Raw genomic sequence first — 18,984 nt, forward strand, 5'->3', positions numbered from 1 at the left:
CCTCCTTAACCAATTCCTGTAATCTAGGTTACGCCCACTCCGGCCGAAGCCGGAGCAAGACGTGAGCCTGATGAAAAACGCCGGTCATCATGCGCTCGAAGCGGTTTATTCCGCTCCGACCTCTGTACCCTCAAGGTTGAGGCTGAGCTTATCGCTCGCAGCGTCATCTTCATCGTCCATTTCTCTCATTTCAATCTCTTGCTCATCTTCACTCAAAATCTTAACGTCCATACCCAAGCTTTGCAGCTCTTTGATCAATACTTTGAATGATTCAGGAACACCTGGTTCCGGAACATTCTCACCTTTGACAATGGATTCATACGTTTTAACCCGACCAACAACGTCATCGGATTTAACAGTCAAGATTTCTTGCAGTGTATAAGCTGCACCGTATGCCTCAAGCGCCCATACTTCCATCTCCCCGAAACGCTGTCCACCAAATTGGGCTTTACCACCCAATGGCTGTTGCGTAACAAGTGAGTAAGGACCCGTGGAACGGGCATGGATTTTATCATCAACCATGTGTGCCAATTTAATCATGTGCATGACACCTACGGTAACTTCACGTTCAAACTCTTCACCTGTACGACCATCATACAGGACAGTTTTACCATTACGTTGCATACCTGCTTCTTCCATCGTATCGAAGACGTCATACTCCTTCGCTCCGTCGAATACAGGAGTTGCTACGTGAATACCCAGTTGCATCGCCGCCATACCCAAGTGAACCTCGAGTACTTGACCGATATTCATCCGGGAAGGTACGCCCAGTGGGTTAAGAACGATCTGAACCGGTGTACCGTCTGGCAGGAAAGGCATATCTTCTTCCGGCAAGATGCGGGCCACGACCCCTTTGTTACCGTGACGTCCGGCCATCTTATCACCCTCGGAAATTTTCCGTTTTTGAGCGATATATACACGAACGAGTTGGTTAACACCTGGAGGCAGCTCATCACCGTTTTCACGGGTAAATACTTTCACATCTACTACGATACCGTCAGTACCATGTGGTACACGCAAGGAAGTATCACGTACTTCACGTGCTTTCTCACCAAAGATCGCATGCAAGAGACGTTCTTCTGCTGTCAGCTCTGTTACACCCTTAGGTGTTACTTTACCAACCAGAATGTCGCCAGCACTGATCTCAGCACCGATGCGGATAATACCGCGCTCATCCAAGTTACGCAACGCTTCTTCCCCAACGTTAGGGATATCACGTGTGATCTCTTCAGGTCCGAGCTTGGTATCACGTGCTTCTGACTCATACTCCTCGATATGGATGGATGTGTATACATCTTCCTTAACGAGTTTTTCACTGAGCAAGATCGCATCCTCGTAGTTGTAACCTTCCCAAGTCATGAAGGCAACAACAACGTTACGTCCCAGAGCCAATTCACCCATTTCCGTTGAAGGACCATCAGCGAGGATATCGCCAGCTTTGACAGCGGCACCTCTTTTGACAATCGGACGCTGGTTAATGCATGTTCCTTGGTTCGAACGCATAAATTTGTGTAATTTATATTTAACGATATCGCCTTTAACTTCCTGACCATCCACTTCTTCGACACGACGGACCCAAATCTCGTTCGCAGAAGAACGTTCAATAATTCCGTCATAATCGGAGACAATACATACACCAGAATCTTTTGCAGCTTTGTGCTCCATACCTGTTCCTACAAGTGGTGCTTTAGGAATCAAGAGTGGAACCGCCTGCCGCTGCATGTTGGATCCCATGAGTGCACGGTTGGAGTCATCGTTCTCAAGGAACGGGATTAGCGCTGTAGCGACGGATACAACCTGTTTAGGAGATACGTCCATGTAGTCAACTCGCTCACTCGGCATCGTAAGGATGTTATCCGACTGTTTGTTGTAACGTACAATGATCGCTTCTTCTTCAAATGTACCGTCTTCGTTCAACTTCGCATTCGCTTGCGCGATAACATAGTTGTCCTCTTCGTCCGCTGTCAGGTAATCAATTTGCTCGGTCACAATACCTGTCTTCGGATCAACCCAACGATATGGAGCTTCAATGAAGCCATATTCATTCACACGAGCGAATGTAGACAAGGAGTTGATCAAACCAATGTTTGGTCCCTCTGGAGTCTCGATTGGACACATACGGCCATAGTGGGATGGATGGACGTCACGCACTTCCATACCTGCGCGCTCACGCGTCAAACCACCGGGTCCGAGTGCGGACAAACGACGTTTATGTGTCAACTCACCCAACGGGTTCGTTTGATCCATAAACTGTGACAACTGAGAGCTACCAAAGAACTCTTTAATGGATGCAATAACAGGACGTATGTTAATCAAAGCCTGTGGTGTAATTACGTTAGCATCCTGAATGGACATTCTCTCACGAACCACACGCTCCATACGGGACAAACCAATACGGAACTGGTTCTGCAGGAGTTCACCCACCGAACGCAAACGACGGTTACCCAGATGATCGATATCATCCGTGCTACCAATTCCCTGCAGAAGGTTAAGGAAATAACTGATGGACGAAATAATATCCGCCGGTGTCACGTTTTTAACGGACTTGTCAATGTTTGCATTGGCAATCAGTTTGACCACTTTACCATCTTCAGTTGGTGAGAACACATCAATCGTTTGCATAGGGATATCATTGGCATCCAAAACGCCGTTACCCACGTGATACGTGCGGAATCCAACGCTCTTCTCCAGATACGGCATGATTTCATCCAACAAACGACGATCAACCATTTGACCTGCTTCAGCAATGATTTCACCAGTCTCAGCGTCAACAAGTGACTCAGCCAAGCGCTGGTTAAACAAACGGTTTTTGATGTGCAGTTTTTTATTCATTTTGTAACGACCTACATTAGCCAGGTCATAACGTTTTGGATCAAAGAAACGTGCTACGAGCAAGCTTTTCGCATTATCCAGCGTTGGCGGCTCGCCCGGACGAAGACGCTCATAGATCTCAATGAGTGCTTTCTCCGTGGAATCCGTGTTGTCTTTGTCCAGTGTGTTGCGGATATATTCGTCATTACCGAGCAGATCCAGAATCTCAGCATCTGTGCCAAAACCAAGTGAACGCAGGAGAACCGTAACCGGTATTTTACGTGTACGGTCGATCCGGACGTAAACAACATCCTTCGCGTCCATCTCCAGTTCCAACCAAGCGCCGCGGTTAGGAATAACTGTAGCGGTATACGTTTTTTTGGCGTTTTTATCTACTTTGGTACTGAAGTAAACGCTAGGAGAGCGAACCAACTGGCTGACAATAACCCGTTCCGCACCATTAATAATAAATGTGCCCGTGTTGGTCATCAGCGGGAAATCTCCCATGAATACTTCCTGCTCTTTGACTTCGCCGGTTTCCTTATTAATGAGCCGGACTTTGACCCGAAGCGGTGCTGCATACGTAACGTCACGCTCTTTTGCGTCGTCTACTGTATACTTCGGTTCACCGAGACTGTAATCGATAAATTCCAAAATCAAGTTACCTGTAAAATCCTGGATCGGCGAGATATCCTGGAACATTTCGCGCAACCCTTCCTCCAAAAACCAATCATAGGATTTTTGTTGGATTTCAATCAGGTTCGGAACTTCGAGTATCTCGTTAATTCGTGCATAACTGCGCCGAGTGCGTCGACCATATTGAACAAGATGTCCTGCCAACTTAAACTCACCCCTCAATGTCTACTCACTTTAAAAATTTCGTTGCGAACCTCTGTTTGTAACCTTATAATGGTACACATACAGAGCAAAGCAATGCATCCACAAATAAAGAAAAGCCCTTACTCGAAATGTCGTTCGAAAAAAGAGCAACTTTGATCGGCGGATGTCTTTCCAAATCATTCTTATCCCCAGTTTGCCCAAAATGTACATATTATACGCCAAACGTAGGCATAATAAGCCCGTTCGGCGTAAAAAAAGGTTGACATTTTTAGTTAGCTAAAGCCAAGTAGGGCATCTTAATACTGACATTTTACAACTATACCACGACCTGAATTTCAAGTCAATAGTCCTATTGCAAAAAAAATGATCCCCTGCTTACTTTACAAACTCGGATTCAGCTTTTAGTAGATACCTCTTCCGATTTCACCGCTTTGAAAATCCGATAGCCTTTATCCTTCGTCACTTCTTCCACTCTTCCAAACAAAGATTCCAATTTCGCTTTCGCTGACGGGGCTCCTTGTTTCTTCTGAATGACAATCCACAACGAACCGCCTACCTTCAGATGGCGATGTGCCTGTTCGAAAATAGTATGAACCGTTTCTTTCCCAGCCCGTATAGGCGGGTTGGTTAGGATAACGTCAAAATCTTGCTTTTTCACTTCAGCCAGTAGATTACTTTGCAATACCGTAACATTGTTAATTCCGTTCGCTTTTGCATTTTCCCTGGAAAGTTCAACGGCTCTCTCGTTGATATCGATCATGGTGACATGCCCATCCGGTACAAGTTTGGCTGCTGTAAGACCCATTGGCCCGTATCCACAGCCCACATCGAGAACATGAGCCCCTGATGGCAACTCTATCGCATCAATCAATACTCTGCTGCCATAATCGATTCCGTTTTTGGAAAACACACCGGCATCCGTCACGAATCGCAGACTGAATCCGCGAAGAACCGCTTCAGTTGCTCTGCGATCATGCGCCACTTGCGGTTTGTCCGAATAATAATGATTGGACATGCCCTCACTCACTTTCCATTTACAATTACAGCAACAAACCCCTTGATATAAGTCAAGGGGTTTGTTGTTTTGTTCATTTAGCTTGTAATAGCTAAATTATTTAACTTCAACTGAAGCGCCTGCTTCTTCAAGCTTAGCTTTAACCGCTTCTGCTTCTTCTTTAGCAACTTTTTCTTTCAATGCTTTTGGAGCGTTGTCAACCAATTCTTTTGCTTCTTTCAGGCCAAGACCTGTGATTTCGCGAACTGCTTTGATAACGTTGATTTTGGAAGCACCAGCGCTAGTCAAGATTACGTCGAACTCGGATTGCTCAGCTTCAGCAGAAGCTGCTGCACCTGCAGCAGCTACTGGAGCTGCAGCAGTTACGCCGAATTCTTCTTCGATTGCTTTAACAAGATCGTTCAATTCCAGTACAGTCATGCCTTTGATTGCTTCCAAGATTTGCTCTTTACTCATGAGTGAACCTCCATATATAATATTATTTTTTTTAATTCATTTGCCGCCTAAGCAGCATTCAGATCAAGTTGCTTACGCGCCTTGTTCTTCTTTTTCTGCAACTGCTTTAACCGCAAGCGCGAAGTTGCGCACTGGCGCTTGAAGCACGCTGAGGAGCATGGAGAGGAGTCCATCGCGGGATGGCAGTTCTGCCAATGCCTTAACTTCTTCTACTCCGATTACGCGACCTTCTACGACTGCACCTTTCAATTCCAATGCATCGTTCTTTTTCGCGAAGTCGTTCAGAATTTTAGCTGGAGCCACAACGTCATCTACGCTGAATGCAATTGCAGTAGGACCTGTAAGAACACTATCGAGTTCTGTCAGTTCTGCTGCTGCAGCTGCACGGCGAAGCAACGAGTTTTTCAGCACTTGGAATTCGATCCCTGCTTCACGAAGTTGCTTACGCAACTCAGTTACTTGGGCAACGTTCAATCCGCGATAGTCAACAACAACAGTTGTAACGCTCTCGCGCAATTTTGCTGTTACTGCATCAACGGATTCTTGTTTTGCTTGAATCACTTTTGCGTTTGCCAATCTGTACACCTCCTGATCAAATTTATCCCATTAAGAAAAGCCTCCGTAGAATCACGAAGGCTTGATATATACTCATCATCGATTTGCATCGTTCTAAGTTCTATAATCACACCTCGGCAGGAAATTAAGCCAAATGGCACCTACTGTCTACGGCAAGCATATTCAAATGTCAACGGTCAGTCACTCGGACTCACAACTTTTATATCTTATCAAAAACAGGGCAAGCCTGTCAAGAGATATTATCTAAAAGCTGCTGCGTTCACGCGTGCGCCAGGGCCCATCGTGGAAGAAAGACTAACATTCTTCAGATAAACACCTTTTGCTGCCGCTGGTTTAGCACGATTCAGAGCTTCCATGAGAGCTTTGAAGTTCTCATTAAGTTGCTCAGAAGAGAAAGAAGCTTTACCAATCGGTGCATGAATTTGACCTGCACGATCCAGACGATATTCGATTTTACCGGCTTTAATTTCTTGAACAGCCTTAGTTACATCGAAAGTTACCGTTCCGGCTTTAGGGTTAGGCATCAGACCTTTACCGCCGAGCAGTCGGCCCAATTTACCTACTTCACTCATCATATCTGGTGTCGCTACGCAGACGTCGAATTCGAACCAGCCTTGTTGGATTTTGTTGATCATGTCTGCATCACCAACATAGTCCGCGCCAGCCGCTTCCGCTTCTTTCGCTTTGTCACCTTTTGCAAATACCAATACGCGTTGTGTTTTACCTGTGCCGTGTGGCAAGACAACAACACCACGTACAGCCTGGTCTTGCTTACGAGGGTCTACACCCAAACGAACTGCTGCTTCGATTGTTTCATCGAATTTTGCAGTAGCTGCCTTTTTCACAAGCTCTACAGCTTCTGAAGGCTCGTAAGTTGCTTCGCTGTCAATCAGCTTAGCAGCTTCCAGGTATTTTTTACCGTGTTTAGCCATGTTTTATTCCTCCTTTGTGGTGTTAGCGGATATACCTCCCACATCAACCGGTCGCGAATCGACCGGTTTTACGAAGCCATGTTTCTTATGAAAATTAGTCTTCGATGGTGATACCCATGCTGCGGGCAGTACCTTCGACCATACGCATAGCGGACTCAACGTCTGCTGCATTCAGGTCAGGCATTTTTGTTTCTGCGATTTGACGTACCGCATCACGTTTAACAGTAGCAACTTTTTTCTTGTTCGGTTCGCCGGATCCTTTTTCAACTTTAGCTGCCACTTTCAACAGAACTGCTGCTGGTGGAGTTTTAGTGATGAAAGTAAAGGAACGGTCCTCGAATACAGAAATTTCAACTGGAATAATCAATCCCGCTTGATCAGCTGTACGAGCGTTGAATTCTTTACAGAATGCCATGATGTTGACACCTGCTTGACCCAAAGCTGGACCTACTGGTGGTGCTGGGTTTGCTTTACCTGCTGGAATCTGCAGTTTTACCATTTTAATAACTTTTTTCGCCATGATTGACACCTCCTTGCAAAATAGTGGTTAACGGGTTTTTCAACCCTCCCACAAGAAACTTGAAGAAACTATATCTTCTCCACTTGCGTGTATTCCAACTCAAGCGGTGTTTCCCGTCCAAACATGTTCACGTGCACTTTCAACTTGCTTTTGTCTACCAAAATTTCTTCCACGGAGCCTACGAAATTCGCAAAAGGGCCGACTTTAATACGTACGGATTCCTTAATATCGAACTCAATTTTCGGCTTAGGTTCAACCATTCCCATGTGCTTCAGAATTTGTTCCACTTCTTCAGGCAACAATGCAGTTGGTTTGGACCCAGAACCTGTCGAACCGACAAATCCTGTAACACCTGGTGTGTTGCGAACAACATACCAAGAATCATCCGTCTGTACCATTTCCACCAAGACATAACCGGGGTAAACTTTACGCATAACGGTTTTTTTCTTACCGTCCTTGTTTACCACTTCTTCTTCCATAGGAACAAGAACGCGGAATATCTTGTCTTCCATGCCCATAGACTCTACGCGTTTTTCCAAATTGGCTTTGACCTTGTTCTCATACCCTGAATAGGTATGAACGACGTACCATCTTTTTTCCATATCAAGCCACCGGAACCCTTCTTAAATAATCGCTTCGATCACAAAGGAGATGCCAATGTCAATGACCCAAAAAAACAGCGTCATAACCACAACAGTACCAAGTACGATCAATGTGTAGTTGGTCAGCTCTTTACGATTAGGCCAGCGAACTTTTTTAAGTTCAGCCCAGCTTTCTGAGAAAAAGGAAATCAGAGATTTGAAACTTCGTTTCACGCCGACACCTCCAAAAACTATCTGGTTTCGCGATGAGAAGTCTGCTCGTTACAAAACTTGCAAAATTTCTTCATCTCCATGCGGTCGGGGTGATTACGCTTGTTTTTTGTCGTAGTGTAATTTCTTTGTTTGCAGTTAGTACAAGCCAAAGTAATAATTACCCGCATGATGTACACCTCCCGAAGACTTCCACATTCAAGCAGAGTCTCTAAATTGATCCTGAAAAAAAGCCATAAATTTAGGCCTACCTAAAACACTTTATCACAAGGGTATAACCATGTCAATGAAAGAATAGCCTTTCATTCATTGGGTATTACTTCCGTACAACGTACATTCGTTTCTCATCTCTGTTTTTCTCTTCTCCTGCTTGGACCGAGCGATTACTAGTATAAACATTCTTAGATTTTATAAACTTGAGACACTAAAAAAAGACTCAAACACCGAGCCTTTTCCGTCAACGACAACATGTGTTTAATTATCTCGAACTTCCAGGTACTTTTCAAGTTTGCGCTTGACGCGCTGAAGTGCATTATCAATGGACTTTACATGTCTGTCCAAATCTACTGCAATCTCTTGATAAGATCTCCCGTCCAGATACAACATCAATACTTTACGTTCCAGATCACTCAGAATCTCGGACATTTTATCTTCCAGGCCCACAAACTCTTCCTGATTGATGATAAGTTCTTCCGGATCACTGACCTGGGTTCCACAAATCACATCGAGTAACGTACGATCAGACTCTTCGTCATAAATAGGCTTGTCCAGAGATACATAAGAATTAAGTGGAATATGCTTCTGACGTGTTGCTGTCTTAATCGCCGTGATGATCTGTCTTGTAATACACAGTTCGGCAAAAGCCTTGAACGAAGCCAGCTTGTCCCCTTTGAAATCTCGAATGGATTTGTAGAGGCCAATCATTCCTTCTTGAATAATATCTTCCCGGTCTGCCCCAATCAGAAAATAAGATCTTGCCTTGGCGCGTACAAAGTTACGATATTTGTTAATTAGAAACTCTAACGCTTCGCTTTCGCCTTCACGGAAAGCTTCGACAATGTCTTCGTCACTTTGGTAATCATACTTAGATAACATGATATCTTTGAGGTCGACACTCACAGACAATCCCTCCGGCTGCAACGCAAGGTACCCCGTTACTCTACTCTATGAAATATAGGATCAGTATATATGATGGTACCTCACACCGTCAACCACGCTCTGCCTAAAAAAGAACATCAATAACATAAATGTCAAGAGTTTCAATATTCTAAAATTTGTAAAAAACGCACTGTTATTCCCGGCGCCATCGCTCAAACTCTTTTAATACATCCGGACTCAACTTGCCCCCGAGTGTGTTACGCGTGGTCTTCGCCTGATCTTCTTCCAATCGTTTTTTTAATTCTTTTTCGTTCTGCTCAACTTCAATTAGCAACTCCCTTGCAGATACACGTAGCGCTCCCTGTCCAAAAATGACATGTTGCTCTACCATATCGCTCGTAGCCACATAGATTTGGCGTCTTCGCATGCTTAGTTCCCGAACGAGTCTCTCAATGCATTCGTCTGCCGTCTCTTTTTCCTTTGTAAAATAGATCTGCACTTTGCTCTGAGTAAAGGATTTACCGAGTCCAGGCACGAGGTAGGCGTCAAACACAACAATGACTCGCCGGCCGGAGAAAGCCTGGTAGTCTGCAAGGCGAAAGAGAAGCCTGTTACGTGCCTCTTCGAGCCCACTTTCCGCCAGTTTGGTTAATTCCGGCCAGTCACCAATCATGTTGTACCCGTCTACAAGAAGCACATCACGGGAATCAGCCATACCTTCTATTCCTGCGCTTGACGCGAGCGGAGCACTTCGTACATGACAACCCCGGCTGCCACGGAAGCATTCAGGGAATTAATCTGACCTTGCATTGGTAATTTGATCAGCACATCGCATTTCTCACGAATAAGTCGTCCCATTCCCTTGTTCTCATTTCCGATTACCAATGCTACAGGGCCAGTAAAGACTCCATTACCAAAGACACCTTCATGAGCCGTGACATCTGTCCCTACAACCCATACACCTTCCTCTTTGAGGCGATCAATGGTCTGTCCAAGATTACTTACGCGAGCCACTGGCACGTACTCCACAGCGCCTGCTGATGTTTTGGATACTGTCACGGTTACCGCTGCCGAGCGACGTTTGGGTACAATGACGCCATGCGCACCCGTGCAATCTGCTGTCCGCAAAATTGACCCCAGGTTATGAGGATCTTCAATCTCATCCAGCAGAATCAGGAAAGGATGCTCATTCTTCGCTTTTGCTGCGGCAAGAATGTCTTCTACCTCCACATAAGCATAAGGTGCTGCTTGTGCAACTACTCCCTGATGCTGAATGCCTGGTACCGTTTGATCCAGCTTACGCTTGTCCACGTGTTGAATGACAATACCTAGTTTTTTAGCTTCCGAGATAATAGGTTGAGTCAGATGTTTCTGTGCTGTATCGGCAATCCATATTTTATTAATGGTCCGGCCTGAACGCAGCGCCTCCGTCACGGAGTGTTTACCGGCGATCCATTCTTCTTCCATCGTTGTTCGATCCTCTCTGTAATGCGTTGTTTTGTTGAAATTTCTATTTTTTTGTCGGTGATGGCGATTGTTGTTCCGCGTGCTCAATGCCAAGCCCGATCAGTTCAATCATGCGATCATGATGACCACTGCTGTAGAGGTAACCAATGAGACATTCAAAAGCAGTGGCATGTCTGTATTCCAACACATCTGCATTTTTGGGTACACTACCCGACTTGGCATTCCGCCCTTGCCGGACGATATCACGTTCTTCCTCTGTCAGTGCAGCCTCAATCGTTGTAAGTATGCGGCTCTGTGCCTTCGCTGATACCAACCCGGTTGCACTACGGTGCAAATGATTGGGACGCATGTTGGCCTTCGACAACAGATATTGACGAACAGCTACCTCATATACCGCATCACCAATATAGGCCAGTGCAATAGGTGGAATCAACCTCGCAGGTCTGGAAGGAGGATACGGGAACCATCCTCCGTCTGTGACCTGCTCCTGTTGTTTTGGTGTATTTGGATGTCCTTCGCTCATTTGCGCCGCCATCTCATGCCCTGCGCCGTATCTTCAAGCAGAATGCCACGTGCAGACAATTCATCGCGAATTTCATCCGCTCTTGCCCAGTTTTTGGACTTGCGCGCTTCTACACGCTCTTCAATCAGACGTTCCACTTCCTCATCCAGAAGTTCTGGCTCTGCGTCAGTATAGACGCGCAGCACAGCATTCAATTCACTGAACAATTCGAGGAGTGCACGAATGTCTGCCGCATTAACTACTTCTTGCTGCAACAGTTGGTTGGCTTCCCCTGCCCACTCAAACATAGCAGTAATCGCATCAGGAGTATTGAAATCATCCTGCATCTTCTCGTGATACTGCTGACGAATTTGGTCGAGTCTTGCCGCAAACTCTGCTGTGATATCCTGATCTACAGTCACCGCATTCAGACGATGATTCAGGTTACCTACCGCATTTGCAATCCGGTCCACACTGTTCTGTGCCTGCTCCATCGTATCATCCGTGAAGTTCAATGGGTTGCGATAGTGGGTAGATAACATGAAATAACGAATCGCTTCGCGTTTATATTGATTCCGCAAGTCTTTAACCAGAACACCATTACCGAGTGATTTCGACATCTTCTCGTTATCAATCCGGATGAATCCATTATGCATCCAGTAGTTCGCAAGTGGTTTACCTGTTAATACTTCGGATTGGGCGCATTCGCACTCATGGTGCGGGAACTGCAAATCCTGTCCACCCCCGTGGATGTCCAGTGTATCCCCAAGGTACTCCCTAGCCATGGCGGAGCACTCAATATGCCATCCTGGTCGACCATCACCCCAAGGACTGGACCAATAGATCTCACCTGGTTTGGCAGCCTTCCAGAGCACAAAATCTTCAGGATGCTCTTTGCGCTCGTCCACACCCACACGGATTCCAAATTGGAGCTCCTGCAGGTTTTGTTTCGAAAGTTTGCCATATTCGCTGAATTTGCCTGTACGATAATAGACGTCACCGCCATTTTCATAGGCAAATCCTTTTTCAACCAGCTCACGGATAAAATCAATGATCAGCGGCATGTTTTCCGTTACTCTCGGATTGCTGCTTGCCTTGGGAATACCCAATCCCTCAATGTCTTCATAATAGGCAGCAATAAATTTCTCAGCCACATGAGGAACATCGGTTCCAAGTTGTTCTGCTTTGCGAATCAACTTATCATCCACATCCGTGAAGTTCACCACATAGTTCACATCATGCCCTGTCTGTTCCAGGTATCCACGAACCGTGTCGAAAAAGATAACCGGGCGTGCATTCCCGATATGAATGTAGTCATATACCGTTGGTCCGCAGACATACATTTTCACTTTCCCTGGCTCTTGAGGAACAAATTCCTCTTTGGTACGACTCATCGTATTATAAATCTGAAGCGTCATGGTCACTTATCCTTTCATCCTATACTGCCTTTATTTATTGTATCACGTATCACGCACAGTCTCATTTTCACGGGCATTTTGCAGTGTACGTACTTCTTCCTGCAATCGTTCGAGTTCTTTTTGCATACCGCGCAAGGAGTCAACGACCGGATCGGGCAATTGTTGACTGAGGCGATCTACCCGTCGACCATCCTGTTTAACAATTCTGCCCGGTATACCTACCACGGTACTATTGGAAGGGACCTCCTTAAGCACAACGGAGTTCGCACCAATGTTGCATTGATCCCCCACGCTAAATGAACCCAGCACCTTTGCTCCGGATGAGATAACCACATTATTACCAATGGTCGGATGTCTCTTTCCTTTTTCTTTCCCTGTTCCGCCCAGGGTAACCCCCTGATAGATAACGACATCATCGCCAATCTCACATGTTTCTCCAATAACGACGCCCATTCCGTGGTCAATAAACAACCGATTTCCGATCGTAGCTCCAGGATGTATCTCGATTCCTGTCATAAATCGACTAACCTGCGAAATGAACCTGGCAACCGAGAACCATCTTCGCTTGTATAAAAAATGAGCGATCCGGTGTGCCCATATCGCATGCAGCCCTGAGTAGGTGAATACCACCTCAAACCAACCTCGGGCCGCCGGATCGTTTTCAAACACCGCCTGGATATCTGATCTGATCTTCTTGAACATGCTCGTTCCCCTCTTGTTCAGGTTCCCGTCCTCCGGCTTACCGGACGGCGCGTTCCTTGGTAGTGTACTGCACACTCGCCTAAACAAAAAACGCCCCTGCAGCATTTAGCTGCAGAGGCGTTTATCGCGGTCCCACTCTGCTCGGTCCATTCTTAAATAGAATGAGCCCTCAAGCGGTTTGGTAACGGAAACCAATCGTCACAACCTATCCTAACGTTTTCCCATGTCATGATCGACAAAGGCGGGGCTGGATTCGGCTGTGCAGCTCACGGGCGCATTTCGACTGATGGACAGTGGATGGTTCACAGCCACCGCAACCAAAGAAATCTCTCTTTGCTGCGGGACCATCCTCTCTGAATCTGTCCGGGTCAGTCTACTCCTCCCGATCTTTGCTGTTCTATTAGATAAATCATATCAATTATTCGTTGTGTTGTTATTATAGCGAAAAGGCCTCAGACTGACAACAGCCTCCTACGTAATCTATCCATCGTAGGACTGTGTTCAGATTCCAAATAAACGGAATGTCTTCGACTAAGATTATTTTACTTGTGCAAGCAAACGTTCGATCACCGTATCACGACCCAGAAGCACGATCGTTTGGTTCAGATCCCGTCCATGCGTCTGTCCAGTCAAGGCTACACGAATTGGCATAAAGAGCTGTTTGCCCTTAAAGCCGGTTTCTTTCTGTACTTCCTTGATCAATGCAGCCATTTTGCTTGGAGTAAACTCTTCGCTCGCCTGTACTTTATCCGCAAATGCCTTCAGTACGGTTGGCACCTGCTCCTCCGCAAGCACTGCTTCTCCTTCACTTTCAAGCTCCAGATTGGAACGGAAGAATACTTCCGACAGTTCGACAATATCGGAGGCAGAATTCATCTGCTCTTGGTACAGGTGTACCAGAGTATAAGCCCATTCTTTTTGTTCAGCAGACAGCTCGGAAGAAATACGTCCAGCCTTTTGCAGATGTGGAATGGCCATTTCGGCAATACGTTCCGGGTCAGCATGTTTGATATAGTGGTTGTTCAAGTGAGCCAGCTTGTGGGTATCAAATACCGCCGGGCTCTTGGACAGACGTTTCGTATCAAAAATGGAGATCAGTTGCTCTTGCGAGAAAATCTCTTCTTCCCCTTCCGGCGACCAGCCGAGTAAGGAAATGAAGTTAAACATCGCTTCAGGCAAATAGCCGAGCTGATCATACTGCTCAATAAACTGAATAACGGATTCATCCCGTTTACTCAGCTTCTTGTGATTTTCATTCACGATCAGCGTCATATGACCGAATTGCGGTGGCTCCCAGCCAAGCGCTTCATAGATCATCAGTTGACGCGGCGTGTTCGAGATGTGATCTTCCCCGCGCAAGACGTGGGAGATCTTCATCAAGTGATCATCCACAGCAACAGCATAGTTGTATGTGGGAATGCCGTCTTTTTTCACAATGACGAAGTCGCCGGATTCCTTGCTGTTGAACGAGATTGTGCCTTTAACCATATCATCAAACGTATATGTGCGCTCTTCCGGCACACGGAAACGAATACTCGCTACGCGGCCTTCCGCTTCAAACGCACTAATTTGCTCTGGAGTCAGGTCACGGTGTTTGCCAGAATAACGCGGTGTTTCTCCACGTGCTGACTGTTCCTCGCGCTCTTGCTCCAATTCTTCTTCCGTGCAGAAGCAACGGTAAGCCAGACCTTTATCCAGCAATTCCTGCGTATATTTACGATAGAGGTCCAGACGTTCCGTTTGACGGTATGGTCCGTATTCTCCGCCCACGTCAATACTTTCGTCCCACTCAATTCCGAGCCATTTCAGGTATTTCAGTTGGCTTTCTTCACCACCGGCAATATTCCGTTTCACGTCCGTATCTTCAATACGAATAATGAATTTACCGTTATTATGTTTGGCATATAAATAGTTAAACAACGCCGTACGGGCATTCCCGATATGCAGGTTTCCCGTTGGGCTCGGCGCGTAACGCACACGAATATCCGTGCTCATATGATCCCCTCCGTCACTAATTGATTGATGATATCACACACGTACAAGGCAAACAACGGATTGAGCGGCAATGCCCTCTCCCCGTCCCGGGAATCCCAGTTGCTCTGTCGTTGTTGCCTTCACGTTCACCTGTGTTACATCCGCTTCCAGTGCTTTGGCAATAACCTCAGCCATCTTTGGGATATAAGGAGCCATCTTTGGCTTCTGGGCAATAATCGTTGAATCGATATTCCCTAGCTTATACCCGCGATCTTTCACAAGCTGCCATACATGTTCCAGCAATTTCAGGCTGTCGGCATCTTTGAATTCCGGATCGGTATCCGGGAAGTGCTTGCCAATATCCCCAAGTGCCAGCGCACCCAAAATGGCATCACTAATCGCGTGCAACAGCACGTCTGCGTCCGAGTGACCCAGCAGTCCTTTTTCATAAGGAATCGTTACTCCGCCAATAATACACGGGCGTCCCTCTACCAGCTGATGTACATCAAATCCTTGTCCTACACGTATCATCGCTTCTTCTCTCCCCCCAGCAAAAACGCAGCATATTGCAAATCTTCCGGCGTTGTTAATTTGATATTGGTATAATTGCCTTCCACAACCTTGACCGACATTCCCTGACGTTCAGCCAGCATGGCATCATCTGTCCCCAGAAATCCGTCCTGCTCGGCTGATTCGTAGGCGGAGAGCAGGGAAGAAAGACGAAAAGCCTGCGGGGTTTGAATGCTCCACAGACTGCTGCGGTCTGGCGTCGCCGTAACGACTCCTTCCGCATTCACTTGTTTGATCGTATCCTTCACGGGAACCGCCAGTACAGCTGCTCCACCACCGGCTATGGCGGCCGCCATGCAACCCTTGATCTGCTCATGGTTCACAAAAGGACGTACCCCGTCGTGAACGAGAACCCAATCCGTCCCAAGTGCCTCAAGGCCTTTATGGACAGAATATTGTCTCTCTTTCCCTCCGGGGATAACACGGACACGTGAATCCAGTTGGTATTCTTTTACCCAATCCTGGCAGCGTTCAACATCTGCGGCTCCTGTGACCAGCACCATCTCGCGGATCTCGTCCAGCGCAGCAAATACCTCAAGCGTATGTATGAAAACGGGCTTGTCCTGCAGCAACAGAAACTGTTTGCTCTCGGTCGTCCCCATCCGGGTTCCGCGACCTGCTGCCACAATGACAACGCCCCACCCTTTATCCATGCCGCAATCCCTGCCTTGTCTGTCAGTTTATCGTCCAAAGATATACAATATCATTCAACGATACACTACCCATCATACCGCTTTATTGGGCTTTTTCCAACAGTTTCGGCTTGGCAAAAATCATTCGTCCCGCTGAAGTCTGCAACACACTGGTCACCAGCACTTCCATCATCATGCCGATATACTCGCGTCCGCCTTCCACAACGATCATTGTGCCATCATCCAGATAGGCTACACCTTGACCATGCTCCTTGCCATCCTTGATGATCTGCACCATAATCTCTTCACCTGGCAGAACAACCGGCTTAACCGCATTGGCGAGATCATTAATGTTCAACACAGATACACCCTGGAGTTCGCACACTTTGTTCAGGTTAAAGTCATTGGTGACCACTTTGCCCTGAAGCACTTTAGCCAGTTTAACCAGTTTGCTGTCCACCTCGGAGATTTCCTCGAAATCCCCCTCGTAGATCAGGACTTTTACATCGAGTTCCTTCTGGATTTTGTTCAAAATGTCCAGTCCACGCCGTCCTCTGTTCCGCTTGAGCAGATCCGATGAATCAGCAATATGCTGTAACTCCTCCAGAACAAATTCCGGAATTACGATCGTGCCTTCAATAAATCCGGTTTTGCATATATCAGCGATACGCCCATCGATAATAACACTGGTATCCAGAATTTTATGTTCTTCCATCCGTCTGTCCTCGTCCACCTCGGGATGACCCCATCGTCCAGACATCCAGAAGGCCCCCAGATCGTCTTTCTTCGCCATGGCAAGGGTATAACCGGAATAAGCACTAATCACCGTCAGCGCCACTTGCAGCACTTCTCCTGCCGTCCCCATCCATCCCACGACAGGGTAGAGCAACAAGGCCACCAGCAATCCTGCAACGGTACCTGCGGCACCAGCAGCCAGTTCGTTCATAGGTACTTTTGCCAATGAGTCAATTCCACTATGCAGCCTGTCTGCCATCAATGTTCCACCAATATTACATACAGCCATAAACATTACAGCTCCCAGCAGCGTCGATATACCAGCTCCCAGTAATCCTGCTGACTGAATCCACTCCGCCATCCATGGGACCGATTTTCCTGCCAGATGATATGCCGTGTAGCCGAACCATGCACCGCACAATCCTGTAAAAGTTAAAATGCCTTTTTTCCACATTAGTCCCTGCACCTCCTTCAATGTATCTTGATCTTTATATCCAGTATGATCCAATTCCTGAATTGCTAATCCCATCTGGAAGAACTTTTTGGAAATGTTGCAATCGTCAGTTGAAAGTAGGTAAATTATTGGCATATAATGAATTCAATTCATATCCCGAGGTGAGTGGCAAAATGAGTACGCTAAGTTTACAGGCTTTCCAGGATCAAGTTTCTGAACTGTTGTTGCGTCATCGCAGCCTGATTGATGTACTGTCCAAAACGGGACAAGCCGGAGCGTCTGTTAACCGTGCCGTGTCCAAAGCCATTACCGAATGCGGCTGCATCGAGCTGCACGCCACCAAGCAGAAATATGCCCCGGAGAGCGATATCGCTCAAACCAAGGGCCTGCTGGAAACGCATGTGGAAGGTGAGTTGTGTGAGAACTGCAGAGAGGTCATCAGCTCTGAGCTAGGGCGGAACCTGTTCTACATGTCGGCTCTCTGCAATCTGCTGGACATTAACATGGAAGAGGTCGTAAATCACGAATCACAGAAGTGTTCAACGTTAGGGATGTTTAATCTGTCGTAAGAAGATATGTATGTCGTCCGTAAGGGTTTCTTTTACCGTAAATAGATCTGAATAAACAAAAAGCACGCATTCTCCAGTTCAGGAGAGTACGTGCTTTCTTTGTATAGTGTCTGTCCCCACGGCGACTTAACGATCGGAAGGACGGGAAGATTTCTCATCCTTGCGCTTTTTCGCCCGACTACGCGAGGCCGCTGTTCGCACATTATGCTTCATTCCATACAAGGCGTATAACACCAGCGGAATAAAAATCAATTTGGATAACTGTTCCGGGAAAATAACAGCTACGGCTATGGCAAATAACACAACCCATGGTGCAATCCAGATCGCCTTGCGTGGCAAACCGACCTTTTTGAAATTGGGATATTTAAGCGAACTCACCATCAGATACGATAACAGCAATGTAGCAATCATCATACTAACCGGGCCAATATCCTTATTGAACAAGGACAGTGTAGCCAGCACCCCACCGGCTGCGGGAATCGGCAGACCTGTGAAGTACCCGGGGATTCCCGGACGAACATTAAACCGAGCAAGACGAATGGCTCCACAGATCGGAAAAGCCGCTGTTGCGATCCAGGCGAGCATCGGCATCGAATCTTGAAACGACACCATAAATATGATCAGGGCTGGTGCTGCACCAAAGGAAACCATGTCAGACAAGGAATCCAGTTCCTTGCCGAATTCACTTTGAGCATTGAGTGCACGTGCTACTCGGCCATCCAGACCATCCAGCAGCATCGCTACAATGACCATAATGGCAGCCAAACTGTAATTTCCATCAATCGCAAGCAAAATTGCCATCATTCCAAGAAACAGATTACCCAGGGTAAAGAGATTCGGAATGAATCTGGTTAGCATCGTTGTTTCACCTCATCCATTTCAAGCCTTTATATAGGCAAAC

Annotated in this window: 21 protein-coding genes and 1 other annotated feature; of the genes, 1 reads left to right on the forward strand and 20 read right to left on the reverse strand. The window is 46.6% G+C overall.

Translation table 11 applies throughout. From position 1 onward, the window contains the following. Nucleotides 1–105: 105 nt before the first annotated feature. The 19 genes from rpoB to MHI12_RS27065 form a co-directional block, all read right to left on the reverse strand. On the reverse strand, nucleotides 106–3,651 hold the full coding sequence (gene rpoB / locus MHI12_RS26975; protein WP_091020534.1) for a DNA-directed RNA polymerase subunit beta: 3,546 nt from the start codon (nucleotides 3,649–3,651) through the stop codon (nucleotides 106–108). Between the two features lie 394 nt (nucleotides 3,652–4,045). Then, nucleotides 4,046–4,666, reverse strand: a complete 621-nt coding sequence (locus tag MHI12_RS26980; protein WP_036607169.1) for a class I SAM-dependent methyltransferase — start codon at nucleotides 4,664–4,666, stop codon at nucleotides 4,046–4,048. A gap of 96 nt (nucleotides 4,667–4,762) precedes the next feature. After that, nucleotides 4,763–5,122: a 50S ribosomal protein L7/L12 gene (gene rplL / locus MHI12_RS26985; RefSeq protein WP_339191212.1), complete on the reverse strand. Its 360-nt coding sequence runs from the start codon at nucleotides 5,120–5,122 to the stop codon at nucleotides 4,763–4,765. A 72-nt stretch (nucleotides 5,123–5,194) separates the two neighbouring features. Continuing rightward, nucleotides 5,195–5,698, reverse strand: coding sequence for a 50S ribosomal protein L10 (gene rplJ / locus MHI12_RS26990; RefSeq protein WP_017692064.1), 504 nt, complete (start codon nucleotides 5,696–5,698; stop codon nucleotides 5,195–5,197). 23 nt (nucleotides 5,699–5,721) lie between these two features. After that, nucleotides 5,722–5,869: a sequence feature (ribosomal protein L10 leader region), on the reverse strand. A 68-nt stretch (nucleotides 5,870–5,937) separates the two neighbouring features. Beyond that, a complete protein-coding gene (gene rplA, locus MHI12_RS26995; RefSeq protein WP_017692063.1) occupies nucleotides 5,938–6,630 on the reverse strand; it encodes a 50S ribosomal protein L1 in 693 nt (230 codons plus the stop codon). Nucleotides 6,631–6,724: 94 nt separating this feature from the next. Beyond that, nucleotides 6,725–7,150: a 50S ribosomal protein L11 gene (gene rplK, locus MHI12_RS27000; RefSeq protein ID WP_017692062.1), complete on the reverse strand. Its 426-nt coding sequence runs from the start codon at nucleotides 7,148–7,150 to the stop codon at nucleotides 6,725–6,727. 68 nt (nucleotides 7,151–7,218) lie between these two features. Then, nucleotides 7,219–7,752 (reverse strand): transcription termination/antitermination protein NusG, encoded by a 534-nt coding sequence (gene nusG / locus MHI12_RS27005; RefSeq protein ID WP_024633599.1) that lies wholly within the window; start codon nucleotides 7,750–7,752, stop codon nucleotides 7,219–7,221. Nucleotides 7,753–7,773: 21 nt separating this feature from the next. Further along, on the reverse strand, nucleotides 7,774–7,965 hold the full coding sequence (gene secE / locus MHI12_RS27010; RefSeq protein ID WP_017692060.1) for a preprotein translocase subunit SecE: 192 nt from the start codon (nucleotides 7,963–7,965) through the stop codon (nucleotides 7,774–7,776). A gap of 17 nt (nucleotides 7,966–7,982) precedes the next feature. Then, nucleotides 7,983–8,132 carry a 50S ribosomal protein L33 gene (rpmG, locus tag MHI12_RS27015; protein WP_072735843.1) on the reverse strand — a complete coding sequence of 50 codons (150 nt, stop codon included), beginning with the start codon at nucleotides 8,130–8,132 and terminating at the stop codon, nucleotides 7,983–7,985. 304 nt (nucleotides 8,133–8,436) lie between these two features. Beyond that, on the reverse strand, nucleotides 8,437–9,081 hold the full coding sequence (gene sigH / locus MHI12_RS27020; protein ID WP_017692059.1) for an RNA polymerase sporulation sigma factor SigH: 645 nt from the start codon (nucleotides 9,079–9,081) through the stop codon (nucleotides 8,437–8,439). Nucleotides 9,082–9,253: 172 nt separating this feature from the next. Further along, nucleotides 9,254–9,775, reverse strand: coding sequence for an NYN domain-containing protein (locus MHI12_RS27025; protein ID WP_036607162.1), 522 nt, complete (start codon nucleotides 9,773–9,775; stop codon nucleotides 9,254–9,256). Between the two features lie 5 nt (nucleotides 9,776–9,780). After that, nucleotides 9,781–10,527 (reverse strand): 23S rRNA (guanosine(2251)-2'-O)-methyltransferase RlmB, encoded by a 747-nt coding sequence (gene rlmB / locus MHI12_RS27030; protein ID WP_017692057.1) that lies wholly within the window; start codon nucleotides 10,525–10,527, stop codon nucleotides 9,781–9,783. A 43-nt stretch (nucleotides 10,528–10,570) separates the two neighbouring features. After that, the gene (locus MHI12_RS27035) at nucleotides 10,571–11,050 is read right to left on the reverse strand and encodes a Mini-ribonuclease 3 (protein WP_405170793.1); all 480 of its coding nucleotides are present in this window, start codon (nucleotides 11,048–11,050) and stop codon (nucleotides 10,571–10,573) included. Then, nucleotides 11,047–12,447, reverse strand: a complete 1,401-nt coding sequence (gene cysS, locus MHI12_RS27040) for a cysteine--tRNA ligase (protein WP_405170794.1) — start codon at nucleotides 12,445–12,447, stop codon at nucleotides 11,047–11,049. Before cysS ends, MHI12_RS27035 begins: the two co-directional genes overlap by 4 nt. A 42-nt stretch (nucleotides 12,448–12,489) precedes the next feature. Next, nucleotides 12,490–13,149, reverse strand: coding sequence for a serine O-acetyltransferase (gene cysE, locus MHI12_RS27045; RefSeq protein ID WP_036607155.1), 660 nt, complete (start codon nucleotides 13,147–13,149; stop codon nucleotides 12,490–12,492). 537 nt (nucleotides 13,150–13,686) lie between these two features. Beyond that, nucleotides 13,687–15,144: a glutamate--tRNA ligase gene (gene gltX / locus MHI12_RS27050; RefSeq protein ID WP_405170795.1), complete on the reverse strand. Its 1,458-nt coding sequence runs from the start codon at nucleotides 15,142–15,144 to the stop codon at nucleotides 13,687–13,689. A 33-nt stretch (nucleotides 15,145–15,177) separates the two neighbouring features. Then, a complete protein-coding gene (ispF, locus tag MHI12_RS27055) occupies nucleotides 15,178–15,654 on the reverse strand; it encodes a 2-C-methyl-D-erythritol 2,4-cyclodiphosphate synthase (RefSeq protein WP_210110436.1) in 477 nt (158 codons plus the stop codon). Then, a complete protein-coding gene (ispD, locus tag MHI12_RS27060) occupies nucleotides 15,651–16,346 on the reverse strand; it encodes a 2-C-methyl-D-erythritol 4-phosphate cytidylyltransferase (RefSeq protein WP_405170796.1) in 696 nt (231 codons plus the stop codon). Before ispD ends, ispF begins: the two co-directional genes overlap by 4 nt. An 82-nt stretch (nucleotides 16,347–16,428) precedes the next feature. Beyond that, entirely contained in the window at nucleotides 16,429–17,514 is a 1,086-nt protein-coding gene (locus MHI12_RS27065) for a PIN/TRAM domain-containing protein (protein ID WP_047841132.1), read from the reverse strand. A gap of 173 nt (nucleotides 17,515–17,687) precedes the next feature. Between MHI12_RS27065 and MHI12_RS27070 the strand changes: the two genes are divergently transcribed. After that, nucleotides 17,688–18,083, forward strand: a complete 396-nt coding sequence (locus MHI12_RS27070; protein ID WP_017692049.1) for a hypothetical protein — start codon at nucleotides 17,688–17,690, stop codon at nucleotides 18,081–18,083. A gap of 126 nt (nucleotides 18,084–18,209) precedes the next feature. On the opposite strand, the gene pssA is transcribed toward MHI12_RS27070, so the two are convergent. Then, complete coding sequence (pssA, locus tag MHI12_RS27075; RefSeq protein WP_405170797.1) at nucleotides 18,210–18,941, reverse strand: CDP-diacylglycerol--serine O-phosphatidyltransferase; 732 nt, start codon at nucleotides 18,939–18,941, stop codon at nucleotides 18,210–18,212. Nucleotides 18,942–18,984 lie beyond the last annotated feature (43 nt).

Origin of the sequence: Paenibacillus sp. FSL H8-0280, from assembly GCF_045040665.1 — a bacterium.
GTDB lineage: Bacteria > Bacillota > Bacilli > Paenibacillales > Paenibacillaceae > Paenibacillus > Paenibacillus xylanexedens_A.

Bases quoted from the DNA above. Each gene is read 5' to 3' on its own strand.
- MHI12_RS26980 (WP_036607169.1), bottom strand. From the start codon at position 4,666: ATGTCCAATCATTATTATTCGGACAAACCGCAAGTGGCGCATGATCGC.
- nusG (WP_024633599.1), bottom strand. From the start codon at position 7,752: ATGGAAAAAAGATGGTACGTCGTTCATACCTATTCAGGGTATGAGAAC.
- MHI12_RS27025 (WP_036607162.1), bottom strand. From the start codon at position 9,775: ATGGCTGATTCCCGTGATGTGCTTCTTGTAGACGGGTACAACATGATT.
- MHI12_RS27065 (WP_047841132.1), bottom strand. From the start codon at position 17,514: ATGTGGAAAAAAGGCATTTTAACTTTTACAGGATTGTGCGGTGCATGG.
- ispD (WP_405170796.1), bottom strand. From the start codon at position 16,346: ATGGATAAAGGGTGGGGCGTTGTCATTGTGGCAGCAGGTCGCGGAACC.
- rplA (WP_017692063.1), bottom strand. From the start codon at position 6,630: ATGGCTAAACACGGTAAAAAATACCTGGAAGCTGCTAAGCTGATTGAC.
- rlmB (WP_017692057.1), bottom strand. From the start codon at position 10,527: ATGGAAGAAGAATGGATCGCCGGTAAACACTCCGTGACGGAGGCGCTG.
- MHI12_RS27070 (WP_017692049.1), top strand. From the start codon at position 17,688: ATGAGTACGCTAAGTTTACAGGCTTTCCAGGATCAAGTTTCTGAACTG.
- rplL (WP_339191212.1), bottom strand. From the start codon at position 5,122: ATGAGTAAAGAGCAAATCTTGGAAGCAATCAAAGGCATGACTGTACTG.
- rpmG (WP_072735843.1), bottom strand. From the start codon at position 8,132: ATGCGGGTAATTATTACTTTGGCTTGTACTAACTGCAAACAAAGAAAT.
- ispF (WP_210110436.1), bottom strand. From the start codon at position 15,654: ATGATACGTGTAGGACAAGGATTTGATGTACATCAGCTGGTAGAGGGA.
- pssA (WP_405170797.1), bottom strand. From the start codon at position 18,941: ATGCTAACCAGATTCATTCCGAATCTCTTTACCCTGGGTAATCTGTTT.
- cysS (WP_405170794.1), bottom strand. From the start codon at position 12,447: ATGACGCTTCAGATTTATAATACGATGAGTCGTACCAAAGAGGAATTT.
- cysE (WP_036607155.1), bottom strand. From the start codon at position 13,149: ATGTTCAAGAAGATCAGATCAGATATCCAGGCGGTGTTTGAAAACGAT.
- rplK (WP_017692062.1), bottom strand. From the start codon at position 7,150: ATGGCGAAAAAAGTTATTAAAATGGTAAAACTGCAGATTCCAGCAGGT.
- MHI12_RS27035 (WP_405170793.1), bottom strand. From the start codon at position 11,050: ATGAGCGAAGGACATCCAAATACACCAAAACAACAGGAGCAGGTCACA.
- gltX (WP_405170795.1), bottom strand. From the start codon at position 15,144: ATGAGCACGGATATTCGTGTGCGTTACGCGCCGAGCCCAACGGGAAAC.